A 17,387-nucleotide genomic window follows, 5' to 3' on the forward strand; every position below is an offset into this window, starting at 1 on the left:
CTCAGACGCCCCGCGCGCGGCGGTTGGACATCACCACGTTGTCCTTCTCGATCGCCGTGCCGCTCTTCAGCGCGGCAATCCATGCGTCGGTCGTCGCCACGGCGGCGAAGTTGCTGTGGAACACGACGCTGAAGACACGGTGGATTTCCTCGGCGCTCACGCGGCCGGCCGCATTCTCGTAAGGCAGCGCGCCGGTGGCGTCCGACAGGAACTCCACGTTCAGCCCGCGATGCATGGCCTCGAACACGGTAGAGGCGTCGCAGTTGTGCGTCATGTAGCCGGTCACACTCAGCGTGTCGATCTCGTGGCGCGCGAGCCAGTCGGCGAAATCGGTGCCGGTGAAGACGCTCGGGAAGGCCTTCGTCACCAGGTGGTCGCGCGGACGCTGGGCGATCTCGGGGTGCAGCTGGCCGTGGAAGGCATCGGCCTGGAAGACTGGCGCGCCCTTCGGGGCGTGGTGCTGCACCACCACCACGGGCACACCGGCCGTACGCGCGGCGTCCATGGCCTGCGCGATCTTCGGCAGCGAGCTCTCGACCGGCGGGTATTCGATGGGCAGGCCGCCGCCTTCGAAGTATTCGTTCTGCACGTCGATGACGACGAGGGCACGGCGCGGTGCATTCTGGCTCATGGGGTGGCTCCTTCGGTGGTGGTTGCGTGTGGAATGGCTCGATTCTTCGCGCACCACGGGTTTTGCGACAGTGGCCCGAAAGCCATTCATCGATAAGATCGGGCCATGCCTGCGCCCCCCGCCGAAACCATCGCCGTCGTCGCCTTCGACGGCATCAGCCCCTTTCACCTTTCCGTGCCCTGCATGGTGTTCGGCGAAGACCGCACCGACACCGGCGCGCCGCGCTTTCGCGTGCAGGTCTGCGCGCCCGAGCCCGGGCCGCTGGCCACCAACGCGGGCTTCACGTTGGTGGTGCCGCACGGCCTGGACGCGATCCGCCGCGCGCAGATCGTGGTGGTGCCGTCATGGCGCGACGATGGCAGCCCGGCGCCTCCCGCGCTCATCCGTGCGCTGCAGGCGGCGCACCGTCGCGGCGCGACCGTGGTCGGGCTGTGCCTGGGCGCCTTCGTGCTGGCCGAGGCCGGCCTGCTCGACGGGCGACCCGCCACCACGCACTGGCACCTGGCCGCGGCCTTTGCAAAGCAGTACCCGAAGGTGATGCTGCAGCCCGAGGTGCTGTACGTGGACGACGGCAACGTGCTCACCTCGGCGGGCACGGCGGCGGGCATCGATTGCTGCCTGCACCTGCTGCGCGTGCGCTACGGCGCCGACACCGCGAACCGCGCTGCGCGCCGCATGGTCGTCGCACCGCACCGCCAGGGCGGGCAGGCGCAGTACATCCAGCAGCCCGTGCCGGCGGCGGCTGAGCGCGACCGGCTCACGCCGCTGCTCGAATGGCTGGGTCGCCACCTGCAGACGCCGCACGAACTCGACGACCTCGCGCAGCGCGCGCTCATGAGCCGGCGCACCTTCACGCGGCGTTTTCGCGAATCGACGGGCACGACGGTCGGCCAGTGGCTGCAGAACCAGCGCCTGGCGCTGGCGCAGCGGCTGCTCGAAACCACGGATCGTTCGGTGGAGCGCGTGGCGGCCGACGCGGGCTTCGGCTCGGCGGTGCTGCTGCGCAAGCACTTCGCCGCGGCGTTCAAGGTGTCGCCGACGGTGTACCGCCGGCAGTTCTCGCAGGAGGCCGTGGCGGCCTGAACTGCGCGCCGGAAAGGCTCAGGCCTGTCCGCGAAAACGCAGCGACGCCTGTCGCACGACTTCCGCCAGCAGCCGCTCCTTGCCCTGCTTCTCACGCAGCCAGCGCGCATCGTTGCGGTTGGACTCGACACTGGTGCGCAGCTCGCCCAGCGCCTGCGTGGCGTTGAGCGCCTCGCTGTGCCACTCGAGCTGCGTCATGGTCATGAGGATGTGGTCGCGCAGCGGCATGTGCTGGCCGCTGGCCGGGTCGACATACACCGCGTCGAGCCCGAAGCGGCAGGCCTGGAAGCGGTTGTAGGTGTAGACGAGGTAGTCGTCCTCGCTCGGCTCGAAGGGCTGCTCCTGCAGGAACCACGCGGCCAGCGACTGCACGTAGCCCGCCAGCGCGGCGGCGCGCTCCACGGTGAGCGGCGTGTCGAACACGCGGATCTCGATGGTGCCGAACTCGGGCTTGGGGCGGATGTCCCAGTAGAAGTCCTTCATGCTGCGCACGACGCCGGTGCGGGTCATGCGCTCGAAGTAGGCCTCGAATTCCTTCCAGCTCGTGGTGAAGGGCGCGCGGCCCGACAGCGGAAACGCGAACACCGAGTTCAGCCGCGCGGAGTCGAACTGCGTGTCCTGCCCCTGCACGAAGGGCGACGAGGCCGACAGCGCGATGAAGTGCGGGATGTAGCGCGACATGCGGTGCAGCATGAGCAGCGCCGCGTCGGCGTCGGGGCAGCCGATGTGCACGTGCTGGCCGAAGATGGTGAACTGCTTGCTCAGGTAGCCGTACAGCTCCGACAGCTCGCGAAAGCGCGGCTTGTCGTAGATGCGCCGCTCGTGCCACTGCTGGAAGGCATGCGTGCCGCCGCCGACCACCGCGATGTTGAGCTTGTCGGCGTTCTTGATGAGCGCTTCGCGGATCGGCGACAGCTGCGTGATCACGTCCTGCGCCGAGTGGCAGATGTCGGTCGAGATCTCGATCATGCTCGAGGTCATCTCGGGCACCACGCTGCCCGGCAGCGGGGTCTGGGCCATCAGGCGCAGCATGTCTTCGGCGTACGGAGCGAGGTCGTAGTCGTGCGTGTTCACGAGCTGCAGCTCGAGCTCCACACCGAGCGACAGCGCTTCCGACTTGTTGAAGGGTTCGAGCTTGACGGCACGGCTGGCCGGGTCGGCCGCCAGCGGCGCGGAGCGGACGTCGTCGCTGTCCGGATCGATCGGGGGCATGGCGGAGGTGGGGTTGCTGTTGCTGCTCATCGCTGCGTGTCTTCCGTGGTGCTGAAGGCCTGCGGCGTCCAGGGCACCGAGCTTTCGCCCACGGCGTGGATCGCCACGGTGGCGAGCACGGCGCCCATCACTTCCATCAGCAGGATCGAGGGCAGTGCCACTTGCGTGATCATGGTGCCCAGCAGCGGCGAGGCCGATGCGAAATTGGAGGCGATCAGCAAGGCGATCGACGACAACGGCGTCATCGCGCAGCCGACCCAGAAGGCCTGCTTCCAGCTGGCGCCGCTGCCCGGGTTGGCAATGGCCACGCCCGAGATCTTGGTGACCAGGCGCACGCCGATCACGGCCAGCACCACGCTGGCCACGGGCAGCGTCCAGTCGGCCTGGGCCGCGACCATCGACACCAGCACGAACATCAGCATGGTCAGCAGCGACGACGCGGTGCCCAGCTGGCGCTGCCAGGCCCAAGGCTTGGGGTTGAGCGTCTTGAGCAGCACGCCGCCGATCAGCGCGGCCAGCGGCGCGGAGCCGCCGATGTGCGCCGTGAGCGCCGCACCGGCCGCGATGATGGCCAGCAGCAGGATCGAGGTGTTCTCGCTGCTCGGGCTCATCACGCGCAGCGCCGAGCGCAACGCCAGCGCCATGATCGCGCCGACCACGAACGACAGGCCCAGCACCACCGCCACCGGGTAGAGCTTTTGCAGCATCGTCTGCGGCGCGTGCTCGATCAGGCCGGCCTGCGCATAGCCCAGCGTGAGCGCGTAGAAGGTGTTGAGCGTGGCCAGCGTCATGGCGCGCTCGGTCACCGGGCCGGCGGCGCGGGTGTCCATGATCACGCGGCTGAGCACCGCGGGCGAAGCGACGATCGCCATCAGCGCGATGGGGTTGGCCACCGGCTCGGGCAGGCCCAGAAGAATCAATATCCAGTACACGCCGAAGTAGGTCAGGCCCGCTTCGAGCAGGCTTTGCACCAGCACCATCGGGTTGTGGCGGAACCAGCGCAGCGGCAGCCGCCCGCCGGCCTCGAACAGCACCACGGCCGCCCCCAGCTCCAGCAGGAAGAGGCTGATGCCGCGCAGCGGCCAGATCGCACCCTCGAAGCCCGCGAAACCCACCACCGCGCCCACCACCGAGTACCCGATGACCTTCGGCAGCCCCAGGTAGCGCTGCACCAGGTGGCCGGAGGCCGCGGCGGCGGCCACCAGAAGGGCCCAGAGCACGGTGGGCAGGCCGGCCGAAGGGCGCACCCATTCGGCCCAGAAGCCCTGCAGGTCGGTGATGAAGGCGGTCAGGTTCATGTAGGCAGGAAGAAGCTCACCGGCCGGCTGCGCCAGCGAGCCCAGATCGCGCTGCGGATGCGGGCGCGGTCACCGAGGCTCACGCTGTGCGCGCGCAGCGCCAGCCGGAAAGCGAAGTAGAAACTCACGCTCACATTGAGCGCGCCGATCACCGGGATCGCCGCAACCGCCCACCACAGGGCCGGCTGGTGCAGTGCCGGCAACCCGATGGATGCCGCCGCGGCCGCGATCTGGCCGGCCGACAGCGTGACATGGCGCACATCCAGCCCGAGCCCGAAGAAGCCCGCGAACGCGGGCAGCAGTCCGAGCATGAGTCCCAGCGAGATGTTGGAGGCGAAGCCTGAGATGTGTGTGCGCATGAAGGCGGCCCAGCGACGGGCCCGGGCGGCACCGAGAAAGGCGCCGATGCGAGGGTTGTAACGCATGGCGGAGTCCAGGCGATGCAGGACAAAGGCGTTTTCTGTCCATCCGGCGATGATGCTGGACGAAAACAGCAGGATGCCGGTGATTGCCGCAAAAAGCACGGTCGAGCCCAGCAGCGACAGCGAATGCAGCGTGGAAGCGGCATGCGCCGCGTCCAGCAGCGGCCGGCCCAGCGCGGCCTGGTAGCCCAGCGCCAGCAGCCCTACCGCCGGCACCACCAGCAGCACGTTGCCCAGCACGGCCGCCACCTGCGAGCGCACGAGGTTGGCCACCTCGTCGACGAACTGGTCCACGGCCCCGTCCGATTTGATGTCGCGCAGCCGCGCCGCCATGGCGGGCGCGGTCATCGCGGGCTGCTTGGTGGCCAGCGTGAGATGCAGCAGCTGGATCGCGACGAAGCTGGCCGCATACATGAGACCCGACGCCAGCCCGCTCCAGAAGGCCGACAGCGCCAGCGCGTAGATGCCGAACTTGGCCAGCACCGTCAGCGCCGTGAAGGCGCCGCCGCCGGCGGCCTTCTTCACCATCTGCAGGTAGCTGCGGCGGTCGCGCGTGATGTAGTGCTCGCCGGTTTCGGCGCTGCGCTCGGTGACCTTGGCCGCGAGCATCGACGAGTTGGAGGCGATCAGCGCGCGGATGCTGTTGCGCTCGCCCCCCGCCAGCACCAGCCTGCCGACCAGCCGCGCCATGCTCGGCCCCGGCACGGGCGACATCAGGCAGTCGAGCAGTTCGCGGATACGCAGCACGCGCTCACGCAGCTGGCGCAGCCGGAACACCAGGCCGACCGAGATGCCGTTGTCTTCCAGGTGCGTGTAGACCGACGAGGCGCTGGAACGGCAGGCGTCGAGCCGGTCGCGAAAGGCCACGAAGGCGGCCTGCAGCGCGTCTTCAGCGCGCGGCTGCGCGAACATCTGCTCGCGCAGCGCGTCGAGGTCGGCCATCAGGGCGTGGAATGGGCGCGCTTCGCCCGCCTCGGGGCTGATGCGCAGCCGCAGCTCGGGCGAGAAGCCCGTCGCCACCACCTGGCTGCAGCAGTAGGTGACGGCGTCCATCACCGTGTGGCGCCAGCGCGGCGAGCCGTCGTGTGCGGGCGCTGCGTCGGACAGCAGCGCGCCGATGCGCGCGAGCTGCGTCTCGTCGAGCAGCGCGATCCAGCCGGCATCGAACACGCCGGGCAGCACCAGACGGAACAGGTCCGAGGCGTCGGTGGTCTCGGGCGTGCCGGGCAGGATCTTGCGGCGCATGCGCTCGCCGAATTCGCTCAGGAAGGCGGTGCGCGGCGCAAAGCCGTAGTCGGCCAGCAGCGCCGTGAGGTCGACCGTCTGCGTGAAGGCGCGCCACCAGGCGCGCAGCCGTTCGCACAGCTCGGGCCGTGCCTCGACGGCGTCCAGCAGCAACTGCACACGGCCGATGGCGGCCTGCGGCGAGGCGCGGTCGCCGCGCAGCCAGTCAAAGAGGTTGATGAGCCAGATGTGGCGCTGCGCCACATCGGCCGTGGGGTCGAGGCCGGCAAGCAGCCCCTGCAAGTCGCGAGATGCAGCAGCCATGATGAATTCGTAGCGGATCAGTGCGGGGAACACCGCGGAACCGGCTCAGCCGGGCCGCTGGTGTTGCCCCCGGCGAGGGGGAAGGAGAAGCGACACGAAGTGCGCGAAGCCTGGGGTAGTACCTAGTGCAGCACCCGGGAAACGGGTGTTCCGGCAATGTCGGCTTCGAGCACGAACATCGGGATCGGCACGTCGAAGCGCTCGCCCTCCTCCGTCACCACGAAGTAGCTGCCGTGCATGGTGCCGCTGGGCGCCTGCAGGCGGCAGCCGCTGGTGTAACGGAACGACTCGCCGGGCGCCAGCAGCGGCTGCTGGCCGATCACGCCGAGGCCCTTGACCTCCTGCGCGTGGCCCGAGGCGTCGTTGATGAGCCAGTGGCGCGCAATGAGCTGCGCGCCGATTTCGCCCACATTGGTCACCGTGACCGTGTAGGAGAAGGTGTAGACGTTGTCCTTCGGAGAGGATTGGTCGGCCAGGTAACGCGGTTCGACCTGTACGCTGAAGGGGCTGTGTGACATGGGGCGCATGGTAACGGAGGCCTTTCCTCGGACTTGCGGCGGCTGCGAGAATCCGGGGTTATGAGCAGCACCCCGTTCCGCATTGCGCCCTCCATTCTTTCCGCCGACTTCGCGCACCTCGGCCAGGAACTGACCGACGTGATCGCGGCCGGCGCCGACTGGATCCACTTCGACGTGATGGACAACCATTACGTGCCGAACCTGACCTTCGGCCCCATGATCTGCCAGGCCCTCAAGCCCTACGCCAAGACCGCCGACGGCACGCCCGTGCCGATCGACGTTCACCTGATGATCCAGCCGGTCGACGCACTGGCCGCCTCTTTTGCGCAAGCGGGCGCTGACTACATCAGCTTCCACCCCGACGCTTCGACCCACGTGCACCGCAGCATCCAGGCCATCAAGGCCGCGGGCTGCAAGCCCGGCCTGGTGTTCAACCCGGGCGCCGGCCTCGAGGCCCTGGACTGGGCCATCGACGACATCGACCTGATCCTCATCATGAGCGTGAACCCCGGCTTCGGCGGCCAGAGCTTCATCGACTCGGCGCTGCGCAAGATCGAGCAGGCGCGCAAGCGCATCGAGCAGAGCGGGCGCGACATCCGCCTCGAAGTGGACGGCGGCATCAAGGCCGACAACATCGCCCGCGTGGCCTCGGCCGGCGCCGACACCTTCGTGGCCGGCAGCGCGATCTTCAACGCCAAGGACTACGGCGCGGTCATCGGCGACATGCGCAAGCAGCTGGCCACGGTCAACGTCTGACCTTGCCGTCGGCGGTGCGTTCGGGCGTGAGGCCGCGGTCGGTGTCGACCACGCCGCGCTCCACGTCCTCGTAGCCTCGCTTGCCCCGCTCGGGCGGCTGGCCATCCTGCATGGCCTGGCTGTCCGACGACTGGTCGCGCTCGTGCGGCAGCCGTGGCGCCGACTCGCCGCCCTGTTCGACGCGGGTGGTGTCCTTTCCGGTGTCTTTCCTGTCCTTGTGCGGCTTGGCCATCGTGTGCTCCTTGAACGTCCTGGTCTGGCGCCAGCTTGCGTGGCACCTCGCCACAGGGCGGTAGGACAGGCCTGGGCACGGCTGTAGGTTGGCGGCGGCACGCCCGTGTGTCGCGAGGTCTTTGGCTTTTGCGCGCCAGGAGTCGCCTCCGCATAATCGCCCGCATGTCCACCGCCCTTTTCGACGACGCCCTGACCGCCACCGACAGCCTGCGCATCCATGCGTTCGCGTCGCTGAACCCCGGCCCGCGCCTGCTCGTGATCGGTGGGGTGCACGGCGACGAGACCTCCGGCACCGAGGGCATTGCGCGCGTGCTGGCCGAATTCGAGGCCGGCGACCTGCGCTTGCTGCGCGGCGAACTCACGCTCGTGCCCGTTGCCAACCCGCTCGCACGGCGCCGCCTGCAGCGCGAAGGCCAGCGCAATCTCAACCGCCTGTTCCGGCCGAGCGATGCGCCCGCCGACTACGAAGGTCGCATCACCAACCGGCTGGCTCCGGTGATCGCGCGCCACGACGTGCTGCTCGACCTGCACTCCTTCCAGAGCGAAGGCGAGGCCTTCGCGATGATCGGCCCGCGCGACAACAGCGGCTCCCTCGAACCCTTCGCGCGTGCGCAGGAAGAAGGCCGACTCGCGCTGCACATCGGCACGCCCATCGTCGTCGAAGGCTGGCTCGACATCTACGCCGCCGGCCTCGCGCAGCGCGGCGCCACGGTCGACGAGGCCGCCATCGATTTCGGTCGCGGCACCAACGAATACATCCGCAGCTGCGGCGGCTACGGCGTCACGCTCGAATGCGGCCAGCACCAGGACCCGCAGGCACCCGAGGTGGCGTGGAGCGCCATCCGCCGCACGCTCGCGCTGCTGGGCATGGCGCCGCTGCCGCCGGGCCTGTCGGCCGCGCCCGCGCAGCCACCGCAACTGCTGCGCCTGGCCAGCGTGACCGACCGCCTGCACGAAGACGACAGCTTCGTGCGCGACTGGGCCACCTTCGATGCCGTGCAGCGCGGCGAACCCGTCGGCATGCGGCACGACGGCACGCTGGTCAGCGCGCCCGACGACGGCTTCATCGTGTTCCCGAATGCCATGGCGCTGCCGGGCGCGGAGTGGTTCTACTTCGCGCGGCCCAGCGAGCGCGTACTCGACCCGGCCGCCTGAGCCCCATCGCGCGTCGGCACGGCAGCGCTGTCGGCGCCCTCCTACCGGGGACGCGCGCCTTCTCCCACAGGCGGGGAGGGGCCGCCACTACGACCCGTGAACCGGGCCAAACCTAAGCTCTTCCCTTGCGGATTCGCCGGCTCGCGGCCTCCGCTTTTCTCGGAGGGAAGACACCATGGAAATCTCAGCACTGTTCGATTCGCTCATGGGCACCTGGGGCGACGACATCCTGATCTGGGCGGTGGCCGCCGTGGCCGGCTGCATCGGCCTGATCGCCGTGGTGAACGTGCTCGACATCTTCATCGGCAGCGGCAACAGCAACGAGGTCGGCTGAGCCCGACCCCTCATCGATGCCCAGAACCGCCATGTCCGCCCAGAACAAGGCCGCCGCGGGCCGCCGCGCCAGCACCGCCAAGACCGGTGACGGCGCCAACGCCAAGCAGCTGCAGCTCGAGGGCTTCACCGCCGAGCACCCCACGCACCTGACGACCAACCAGGGCCTGCAGATTCCCGACAACCACAACTCGCTCAAGGCGGGCGTGCGCGGGCCCACGCTGCTCGAAGACTTCATCCTGCGCGAGAAGATCACGCACTTCGACCACGAGCGCATTCCCGAGCGCGCCGTGCATGCGCGCGGCTCGGCGGCGCACGGCTACTTCCAGGTCTACCAGTCGATGTCGCAGTACACCTGCGCCGACTTCCTGCAGGACCCGGATGCGAAGACGCCCGTGTTCGTGCGCTTCTCCACGGTGGCCGGCTCGCGCGGCTCGGCCGACACCGTGCGCGACGTGCGCGGCTTCGCCGTCAAGTTCTACACGCGCGAGGGCAACTACGACCTCGTGGGCAACAACATCCCGGTGTTCTTCATCCAGGACGCGATGAAGTTCCCCGACCTCATCCACGCCGTGAAGCCCGAGCCGCACCACGAGATGCCGCAGGCCGCGAGCGCGCACGACACCTTCTGGGACTTCGCCTCGCTCATGCCCGAGAGCACCCACATGCTGATGTGGGCCATGAGCGACCGCGCCATTCCGCGCAGCCTTCGCATGATGGAAGGCTTCGGCGTCCACACCTTCCGCTTCGTGAATGCGCGCGGCGAGAGCCACTTCGTGAAGTTCCACTGGAAGCCCAAGCTCGGCGTGCACGGCCTCGTGTGGGACGAGGCGCAGAAGATCGCCGGCAAGGACCCGGACTTTCATCGCCGCGACCTCTGGGAGGCCATCGAGCAGGGCCACTTCCCCGAATGGGAACTCGGCGTGCAGCTCATCGCGCCCGACCGCGCGGAGGCGCTCGGCTTCGACCTGCTCGACCCGACCAAGCTGATTCCCGAGGAAATGGTGCCCGTGCAGCGCATCGGCAAGCTGGTGCTCAACCGCAACCCCGACAACTTCTTCGCCGAGACCGAGCAGGTGGCCTTCCATCCGGGCCACGTCGTGCCCGGCATCGACTTCAGCAACGACCCGCTGCTGCAGGGGCGCCTGTTCAGCTACACCGACACGCAGATCTCACGCCTGGGCGGCGCCAATTTCCACGAGCTGCCGATCAACAAGGCCGTGTGCCCGTTCCACAACATGCAGCGCGACGGCATGCACCGCCAGACCATCGCACGCGGCCAGGTGGCCTACGAGCCCAACACGCTGGGCAGCGGCACCGAGTTCCGCGTGGACGGCGGCAGCCATGGCTTCCAGTCGTTCCCCGAAGAGATCGAGTCACCCAAGGTGCGCCGGCGCAGCCCGTCGTTCGACGACCACTTCACGCAGGCACGGCTGTTCTTCAACAGCCAGAGCACGGTCGAGAAGGAGCACATCGTCGCGGCCTTCCGCTTCGAACTCTCGAAGCTCGAAGTGCCCGCCATCCGCCAGCGCATGGTCGACAACCTCGCGCACGTCGACGAAAAACTCGCGCGCCGCGTGGCCGAACCGCTGGGCATCGGCGAGCCCGACGCCAAGGCGGCCGCAGGCTACGCGGGCTTTCGCGATCACCGCATCGAACTGCCCATCGACGAATCGCCCGCGCTGCGCATGAGCGACGGCAACGCCGACGGCGTGGTGCGCACGCGCAAGGTCGCGATCCTCGTGGCCGACGGCGTCGATTCCGCATCGCTCAAGCCCATCCGCGACGCGCTCGAACAGGCGGGCGCGCTGTGCAAGGTGGTCGGGCCGCGCCTGGGCACGGTGGCGAGCGCGTCGAAGCGCCAGATCGACATCGACATGACCTTCACCAACACCGCGTCGGTGCTGTTCGACGCCGTGCTCGTGCCCGCAGGCGCCGAGGGCGCCGCCGCGCTCGCGGCGCAGGGCGATGCCGTGCACTTCGTGCTCGAGGCCTATAAGCACTGCAAGGCGATCTGCGCAATCGGCGAGGGTGTGCAGTTGCTGGCCACGCTCGGCGTCACGCCCGAAGGCGAGGCACCGGCCGGCGTGGTGGTGGCCGAAACGCCCGTCACCAACCTGGGCGACGCCACCCCCGCCACGCGGATCGCACAGGACTTCATCGCGGCGATCGCGAAGCACCGGCACTGGGACCGGTTGAACATCGACAGCGTGCCGGCCTGAGGGCTCGCCACGCGCGGCATTGTTCGGTGCTACCCCAGCGCCGACCGCACCACCACTCCGCGCAGCGCCAGCCGTTTCTTCATCGACAGCACTGCCTTGTCCTTGCTGAACAGCTGGGCGCCATGTGCCACGGACAGGTCGATGAACATCTGGTCGTCCGGGTCACTGCACACGCAGGGCGCCCGCGCCGGCACCTCGGTCACCAGCTGCACGCGCGCATCGAAGTCCGCGAGCACCGCGGGAATCGTCAGCTCCCGCTGCGCCATGCGCCGGGCGATCAGCGGGTAGCCCAGCACGCGTTCCAGTTCGCCGCGCATGGCGGGCGTGGCCAGCCAGCGCAGCGCGCCGCGCGCGAGGGCGTCGACCAGCGGCGCCCAGGCCGGGTCCTCGAAGACCAGCAGGTCGAGCGCGATGTTGGTGTCGATGACGACGAGGTCGGGGGCGGGCAAGGTCATGGGCGGCGTGAAGACGGGCTACCGCCGATGTTGCACCATGCCGGCGCCCGGGCCTTCAGCGCACCGCATGCCGTCCCGCAGGCAGCGCCAACACCTTCCTGTCGGCGACGAGCCGCGCGTAGGCAAAGTCGGTGAAGGCCTTGATCCGCGCCACCTCCTTCAGGTCGGGATGCGTCAGCACCCAGACCTGCGTGTCGAGCGCCTCCATCGGCGGCTCGACCTGGACCAGTTCCTCTTCCGTGTCGGCCAGCATGCACAGGAGCATGCCCAGGCCCATGCCGCGCTTCACGAGCTGCGTCATGCCGACCAGGCTGTCCACGCGCGCCGCGATCCGCGAGGGCGACACCTGCTCGCGCAGCCACTTCGCCTGCAGCAGGTGCGACAGGCCTTCGTCGGGCGCGACCCAGTCGTGCGCGGCCAGCGGGGTGTCCGCCGCCTGCTTCGCGAGATAGGCCTTCGACGCGTACACCGCCGTCTGCAGGCGCCCGGCCCGGCGCCCGACCAGGTGGTTCGGCGGGGCGTTGGTCGGGCGGATCGCCACGTCGGCCTCGCGCTTCGTCAGGCTGAGGAAAAGGTTGTTCATCACCACCTGCAGCTCGATGCCCGGGTGCAGCGCACGGAAGTCCGCCAGGATCGGCCCGAGCAGCCCGGCCATGAAGGTGTCGGTGCTGGTGATGCGGATGACGCCGGTCAGCCGCAGGTCGAGCCCCATGAGGTGGCGCTGCGCGGCGTCGATCTGCTCGCCCACGCCCTGCAGCCGCTCGCGCAGCGCCTCGCCGGCCAGCGTCATCGCATAGCCGGCGGGCAGGCGGTCGAACAGGCGCACGCCCATGCGCGATTCGAGCGCGCCCAGGCGACGCAGCACGGTGGAGTGGTTGACGCCCAGCCCGCGCGCGGCCCCGGAGAGCGATCCGGCCTGGCCGACGGCCAGGAACACGCGAAAGTCATCCCAGTCTGTGTCCTGCATTTATGCATATCCCGGATGCGATTTTTTCGAATGGTCTTGCAAACGTGCGGATCCTACAGTCATCCGCAAGGGGCCGCCCTTCGCCCGCCCCGCCTTCACACCACACGGAGATCGAATGACCATGGACACGTTTTTCATTCCCGCCTCGCTCGTTGCCGGCGGCCTGCTCGCGGTGCAGGCCGGTGCCAACGCCCAGCTGTCCAAGGCCACGGGCAGCCCCTTCACGGCCACGACGCTGCAGCTGTCGGTCGGCACGCTGGCCTTGCTGGCCGTGGCGCTCGCCACGGGCACGCTGACGGCGCTCGCCGGCCTGCCGGCCGTGCCGTGGTGGCACGTGATCGGCGGCACGGCGAGCGCCTTCTACGTGGTCTCGACCATCCTGCTGTTTCCGCGTCTGGGCGCGGTGGTGGCGGTCGGCCTGTTCATCGCGGGGCAGATGCTGGCCTCGTTCGCGCTCGACACCTTCGGCCTGCTCGGCGTGACGCCCAAGGCGCTGACACCGGCCATGGCCGGCGGCACGCTGGCAGTGCTGCTGGGCGCCGCGGCCATCGTCGCCGGGCAGGCCGGCAGCCTGCGCCAGGCCTTGGCGGGCAAGGCCGGCTGGATCGTGCTCGCGCTGCTGGCCGGCGCGGTGCTGCCGGTGCAGGGCGTCGTCAACGGGCTGCTGCGGCAGGACCTGGGCGCGCCGTTCGCGGTGGGGGCGGTGAGCTTCTTCGTGGCGACGCTGGCCATGGCCGCGACGCTGCTGCTCGTGGCACTGTTCCGGCGTGCGCCGGCAGCACCGTCGCCGGCGGCCCCGGCCCCGGGTTCCGCGCTGCGCGGCATGCCGTGGTGGGGCTGGCTCGGCGGCCTGGCGGGCGCGGCCTATGTGACGACGGTGTTCACGGCGATCCCCGCGATCGGCGCCTCGGCCGCGGTCGGGCTGACGGTGGCGGGGCAGCAGGTGGCGTCGGTGTTCGTCGACCGCTACGGCTGGTTCCGGCTGCCGCAGCGCCCGGTGTCGAGCCTGCGCACGGCGGGCGTAGCGGTGCTGCTGCTCGGCGTCGCGATCATCAAGCTGCTGTGAAGGAGGCACGCACCATGGCCTGGTTACTGCTGCTTGCCGCCGGACTGGTGGAGATCGTGATGGCCCTCGCGCTGAAGGCCGCGGCGGGCTGGGAACGCCCCGGCGCCGTTGCGCTGGGCCTGGGCGCGGCACTGGTGAGCATCGTGCTGCTCACCGCCGCCATGAAGACCTTGCCCGTCGGGACGGCCTATGCGATCTGGACCGGCATCGGCGCCATCGGCGTCACGCTGATCGGCATCGTCTTCTTCCAGGAGAGCGCTGCGCCGCTGCGACTGATGTGCATTGCCCTGATCTTCCTGGGCATCGCAGGCTTGAAGCTGCAGAGCTAGCTCAGGTGGCGGCGTCCTGCGGCGCCGCGCGGTTGGAGCCCCGGACCATGTCGAAGCGGAACAGCCGGCATTCGATGGGGCCGTTCCACATGGGCACGCGGCGCGACTCCTTCAGGCGCATCTGCTTGGGCAGCTTGAGGTCGGGCGTGAGCACCCAGGCGGTCCAGCCCGCGTAGTTCTTCTTCCAGTGCGTGGCGAGCTGGGGAAAGAACTCGCCGACGCCGTCCTCGCCCTCACGCGGGGTCTGCGCCGTCTCGCGGGCGCCGGAGCGGGCGACGCCGCCGACCTCGATGCGCTCGCCGTAGGGCGGGTTGAGCATGATCACGCCATCTTCGGCGGGCGGCATGCGCTGCAAGGCATCGCCGCCGCGGAACTCGACGGCACCGGCCACGCCGGCGCGTTCCGCGTTGCGCTGGGCGAAGTCGACCATGCGGTGCGAGACGTCGGAGCCGAAGATGGCGATGTCGCTCGCATGCGCCGCGGCCTCGGCTTCACTCCTGATGGCAGTCCAGACATGCGCCTGAAACGGCAGCAGCTTCTCGAAGCCGAAGCGCCGCAGCGACCCGGCCGCGATGCCGCTGGCGATCTGCGCGGCCTCGATGGCGATGGTGCCGCTGCCGCAGCAGGGGTCGTACAGCGGGGCCTTCGCGACCTCGCCGGTTTCGGGGTTCCACCAGCCGCTGGCGGCCAGCATGGCGGCGGCCAGGGTTTCCTTCAGCGGCGCATCGCCCTTGTCCTGGCGCCAGCCGCGCTTGAACAGCGGCTCGCCCGAGGTGTCGATGTACAGCGTGCAGGTGTCGGTGGTCAGGTGCGCAAAGATGCGGCAGTCGGGCCACTGGGTCTCGATGCTCGGTCGCACGCCATGGGCCTTGGCGCGGAAGCGGTCGGCCACGGCGTCCTTGATGCGCAAGGTGGCGAAATTCAGGCTCTGCAGCGGGCTGTGCTGGGCCGTGGTCTCGATCTTGAAGGTCTGCTTGGGCGTGAACCAGATCTCCCAGGCCACGCCGCTGGCGATGGCGTACAGGTCGTTCTCGCTGCGGTACGGCCCATGGGCCAGTTCGACCAGCACGCGCTGCGCGAGCCGGCTGTGCAGGTTGAGCTTGAGGGCGTCGCGCCAGTCGGCGCGCACGCGCACGCCGCCGCGCAGGGTGAGCAGGTCTTGCCCGGCGCGGCCGGTCAGGGCATGCACCTCCTGGGCGAGGAATTCCTCGACGCCGGCGGCGCAAGGCAGGAAAAATGAGAGATCGTTCACGGAAAGTCGGCCATCGGGAAGCCCGCTAGGGGCCCCCATTGTCGCCGGGTCGGGGGCCTTCTCTATATAGTCGATTTGCCCATGACGCCCTCCCCCGCACCCGCAGCCGCCCCGGCAGACGCCCGCGGCGGCGACAACCGCTTCGCGATCCAGTGCGAAGTGCTGCGGCTGTCGATCCGACCGCTCGGCCCGGTGCTGCTGGTGCAGTACCTGCTCAACTGCGGCGTAGCGGCGCTGTTCGCCTGGCAGTTCTCGCCGGTGCGCGCGCTGGTGTGGCTGGCGCTCGTCACCGGCGTCACGGTGATGCGCGGCTTCTTTCCGCAGCGCCTGCCCGAGCCCTTCACCCCCGCCAGCCTGCGCGCCGCGCAGCGCCTGCACACGCTGCGCACGGCCATCTGGGAGCTGGCGCATGGCCTGGCGGGCGTGCTGCTGTTCAACCCCGAGCGTGCCGACCTGCAACTGCTGCTGGGCCTCATCCTGATGGGCATGACGCTGTCGTCGGCGTTCTCGGTGTCTTTCTATACGCCGGCCACGCAGCTGGCCATCACGCTGCTGCTGGCGCCGGTGATCGTCACGGGCCTGTGGCTCGGGGCGCCGGTGATGATGGCAGTCGCGGTGATCGGCATCGGCCTCACGGCAATGATGTGGAAGCTGGTGGCCGACCATTCGCGCCAGCTCGAGGAGAACATCGGCCTGCGCCTGAACGAACGCACGCTGCGCGAACAGGCGCTGGCCGGCCTGCGCGCCTCCGAGCAGGCCCAGGCGGAGCGCCTGCGCTTCTTCTCGGCGGCCAACCACGACCTGCGCCAGCCGGTGATGGCCATCGGGCTGCAGGCCGAGGTGCTGCGCCAGCAGCTGCAGCACGGCACCGACAGCGCGGCGGTGCAGCACACGGTGGCCTCGCTCTCTCGCGCGCAGCAGGCGCTGGAGGGCCTGACCAACCAGCTGCTCGAAATCGGCCGCATCGAGGCGGCGGTCGATCCGCTGCGGCCGGCAGGCGTAGCGCTGGCGCCGTTGCTGCACGAGCTGGCACGCCAGGCCGGCGAAGGCCGCGTCGCCGTGCGCTGCCCTGCGGACGCCATCGCCTGGACCGACGCGGTCGCGCTGCGCCGCGTGCTCTCCAACCTGCTGGACAACGCCCTCAAGTTCACGCCGCGCGGCCGCGTGATGCTGGCGGTGCGGGCGCGCCGGCGCCCCGCCGCGGCCACCGGGCGCGCGTGGCGTGTCGAGGTGCGCGACAGCGGCATCGGCATCGCGGCCGAATCACAGGCGCGTGTGTTCGACGACTTCGAGCAGGTCGGCAACGTGGAGCGCAACCTGCAGCACGGCCACGGCCTGGGATTGGCGATCGTGCGGCGGCTGGCCGGGCAGCTGGGCATCGAGGTCGCGCTGCGCTCGGCGCCGGGCAGGGGCTCGGTCTTCAGCTTCGAGCTGCCGGCGGCGCGCCCCGGTGCGGCCACCGTGCCGGGGCCTGCACCGTCCGTGGCCATGGCGGCGCCCGACGCAGACGCCGTGCTGCGCCCCGGTCTGGCCGTGCTGGTGGTCGAAGACAACATCGTCGTGGCCGACAGTCTCTCGGCGCTGCTGCGGCACTGGCAACTGGCGCCGCGCATCTATGCGAGCGCCGCCGAAGCGCTGGCGCTGGCCGACCTGGACGCGATCGACGCGGCGCTGTGCGACATCCGCCTGCCCGGTGCGTTCAACGGCATCGCGCTGGCCGAGCGGCTGGCGCAGCGCAAGCCCACGCTGACGATCGCGCTGATCTCGGCCGACATCACCGAAGCCACGCAGCAGCTGGCCGCGGCGCGCGGCTGGCACGCGCTGCGCAAGCCGGTGCAGCCGGACGATCTGCGGCGCGTGCTGCTGCGGGCCCAGCAGACGCAGGCGTCGTAGCGCGCGGCCTGCG

The 17,387-nt window shown here is 69.8% G+C and carries 17 protein-coding genes; 8 read left to right on the forward strand and 9 right to left on the reverse strand.

Translation table 11 applies throughout. The features are described from left to right. Position 1: 1 nt before the first annotated feature. Entirely contained in the window at positions 2–631 is a 630-nt protein-coding gene (locus tag D3H34_RS13325; protein WP_119553945.1) for a cysteine hydrolase family protein, read from the reverse strand. A gap of 105 nt (positions 632–736) precedes the next feature. On the opposite strand from D3H34_RS13325, the gene D3H34_RS13330 reads away from it, so the two are divergent. Next, entirely contained in the window at positions 737–1,714 is a 978-nt protein-coding gene (locus tag D3H34_RS13330; protein WP_119553947.1) for a GlxA family transcriptional regulator, read from the forward strand. Between the two features lie 18 nt (positions 1,715–1,732). Here D3H34_RS13330 and D3H34_RS13335 read toward each other — a convergent pair whose 3' ends face one another. From D3H34_RS13335 to apaG, 4 genes are all read right to left on the reverse strand, one after another. Further along, complete coding sequence (locus tag D3H34_RS13335) at positions 1,733–2,956, reverse strand: YbdK family carboxylate-amine ligase (protein ID WP_119553948.1); 1,224 nt, start codon at positions 2,954–2,956, stop codon at positions 1,733–1,735. Next, complete coding sequence (locus tag D3H34_RS13340) at positions 2,953–4,224, reverse strand: cation:proton antiporter (protein ID WP_119553949.1); 1,272 nt, start codon at positions 4,222–4,224, stop codon at positions 2,953–2,955. Before D3H34_RS13340 ends, D3H34_RS13335 begins: the two co-directional genes overlap by 4 nt. Beyond that, positions 4,221–6,194 (reverse strand): site-specific recombinase, encoded by a 1,974-nt coding sequence (locus tag D3H34_RS13345; RefSeq protein ID WP_119554089.1) that lies wholly within the window; start codon positions 6,192–6,194, stop codon positions 4,221–4,223. The genes D3H34_RS13340 and D3H34_RS13345 overlap by 4 nt, the downstream gene beginning before the upstream one ends. Positions 6,195–6,316: 122 nt before the next feature. After that, on the reverse strand, positions 6,317–6,712 hold the full coding sequence (gene apaG / locus D3H34_RS13350; RefSeq protein WP_119554090.1) for a Co2+/Mg2+ efflux protein ApaG: 396 nt from the start codon (positions 6,710–6,712) through the stop codon (positions 6,317–6,319). A gap of 60 nt (positions 6,713–6,772) precedes the next feature. Between apaG and rpe the strand changes: the two genes are divergently transcribed. Beyond that, positions 6,773–7,468, forward strand: coding sequence for a ribulose-phosphate 3-epimerase (gene rpe / locus D3H34_RS13355; protein WP_119553951.1), 696 nt, complete (start codon positions 6,773–6,775; stop codon positions 7,466–7,468). On the opposite strand, the gene D3H34_RS13360 is transcribed toward rpe, so the two are convergent. Further along, positions 7,458–7,700 (reverse strand): hypothetical protein, encoded by a 243-nt coding sequence (locus tag D3H34_RS13360; RefSeq protein WP_119553953.1) that lies wholly within the window; start codon positions 7,698–7,700, stop codon positions 7,458–7,460. The genes rpe and D3H34_RS13360 overlap by 11 nt on opposite strands. 164 nt (positions 7,701–7,864) lie before the next feature. Here D3H34_RS13360 and D3H34_RS13365 point away from each other — a divergent pair, with 164 nt between their 5' ends. From D3H34_RS13365 to D3H34_RS13370, 3 genes are all read left to right on the forward strand, one after another. Next, a complete protein-coding gene (locus tag D3H34_RS13365) occupies positions 7,865–8,857 on the forward strand; it encodes a succinylglutamate desuccinylase/aspartoacylase family protein (RefSeq protein ID WP_119553955.1) in 993 nt (330 codons plus the stop codon). Between the two features lie 175 nt (positions 8,858–9,032). Beyond that, the gene (locus D3H34_RS34265; RefSeq protein WP_167481191.1) at positions 9,033–9,191 is read left to right on the forward strand and encodes a hypothetical protein; all 159 of its coding nucleotides are present in this window, start codon (positions 9,033–9,035) and stop codon (positions 9,189–9,191) included. A gap of 31 nt (positions 9,192–9,222) precedes the next feature. Further along, entirely contained in the window at positions 9,223–11,412 is a 2,190-nt protein-coding gene (locus D3H34_RS13370) for a catalase (RefSeq protein ID WP_119553956.1), read from the forward strand. Positions 11,413–11,441: 29 nt separating this feature from the next. Here D3H34_RS13370 and D3H34_RS13375 read toward each other — a convergent pair whose 3' ends face one another. Together D3H34_RS13375 and D3H34_RS13380 are read right to left on the reverse strand one after the other, a co-directional pair. Then, positions 11,442–11,867, reverse strand: coding sequence for a putative toxin-antitoxin system toxin component, PIN family (locus D3H34_RS13375; RefSeq protein WP_119553958.1), 426 nt, complete (start codon positions 11,865–11,867; stop codon positions 11,442–11,444). A gap of 55 nt (positions 11,868–11,922) precedes the next feature. Then, positions 11,923–12,834 (reverse strand): LysR family transcriptional regulator, encoded by a 912-nt coding sequence (locus D3H34_RS13380; RefSeq protein WP_119553960.1) that lies wholly within the window; start codon positions 12,832–12,834, stop codon positions 11,923–11,925. 121 nt (positions 12,835–12,955) lie between these two features. Here D3H34_RS13380 and D3H34_RS13385 point away from each other — a divergent pair, with 121 nt between their 5' ends. Continuing rightward, positions 12,956–13,900, forward strand: a complete 945-nt coding sequence (locus D3H34_RS13385; protein ID WP_119554091.1) for a DMT family transporter — start codon at positions 12,956–12,958, stop codon at positions 13,898–13,900. Positions 13,901–13,914: 14 nt separating this feature from the next. After that, the gene (locus D3H34_RS13390; RefSeq protein ID WP_119553961.1) at positions 13,915–14,229 is read left to right on the forward strand and encodes a DMT family transporter; all 315 of its coding nucleotides are present in this window, start codon (positions 13,915–13,917) and stop codon (positions 14,227–14,229) included. Position 14,230: 1 nt separating this feature from the next. Here the strand turns inward: D3H34_RS13390 and D3H34_RS13395 are convergent, their stop codons facing one another. Continuing rightward, complete coding sequence (locus tag D3H34_RS13395) at positions 14,231–15,481, reverse strand: THUMP domain-containing class I SAM-dependent RNA methyltransferase (RefSeq protein ID WP_119553963.1); 1,251 nt, start codon at positions 15,479–15,481, stop codon at positions 14,231–14,233. Positions 15,482–15,562: 81 nt separating this feature from the next. Between D3H34_RS13395 and D3H34_RS13400 the strand changes: the two genes are divergently transcribed. After that, positions 15,563–17,374: an ATP-binding response regulator gene (locus D3H34_RS13400; RefSeq protein WP_119553964.1), complete on the forward strand. Its 1,812-nt coding sequence runs from the start codon at positions 15,563–15,565 to the stop codon at positions 17,372–17,374. Positions 17,375–17,387: the final 13 nt, after the last annotated feature.

This window comes from Acidovorax cavernicola, assembly GCF_003581445.1.